Raw genomic sequence first — 365 nt, forward strand, 5'->3', positions numbered from 1 at the left:
GCCAAGGACGGCAAGCCGCTGGCGCTGACGGTGAAAACCGTCTCCGGCTGGACCGACTACATCACCGCGGTGAACATGATCGGCCAGCAACTCAAGAACGCCGGCATCAAGGTGACCCCGCAGCAGCTGTCCTGGAACGAGTTCGTCGACTCCAGGGACCGCGGCTCCTACCAGCTGATCATCGACTCTCTCTACCAGGGACCCGCGCCGGACCCGTACTACCTCTACACCTACTTCTTCAGCACCGCGCAGACCGCCAAGGTCGGCGCCAAACCCGGCTCGAACTTCAGCCGCTTCTCCGATCCGCAGATCGACCGGGCTCTCGACGGGCTCAAGCACATCAACCCCACCGACACCGCCGGGCA

The 365-nt window shown here is 64.1% G+C and carries 1 protein-coding gene; it reads left to right on the forward strand.

Annotation, left to right across the window (positions count from 1 at the left end; all coding sequences use genetic code 11):
* Nucleotides 1–365 (forward strand): ABC transporter substrate-binding protein (locus tag TN53_RS43010; RefSeq protein ID WP_046264368.1); only part of this gene is annotated, 365 nt, incomplete at both ends.

Origin of the sequence: Streptomyces sp. WM6386, assembly GCF_000972385.1 — a bacterium.
Classification (GTDB): Bacteria; Actinomycetota; Actinomycetes; order Streptomycetales; family Streptomycetaceae; genus Streptomyces.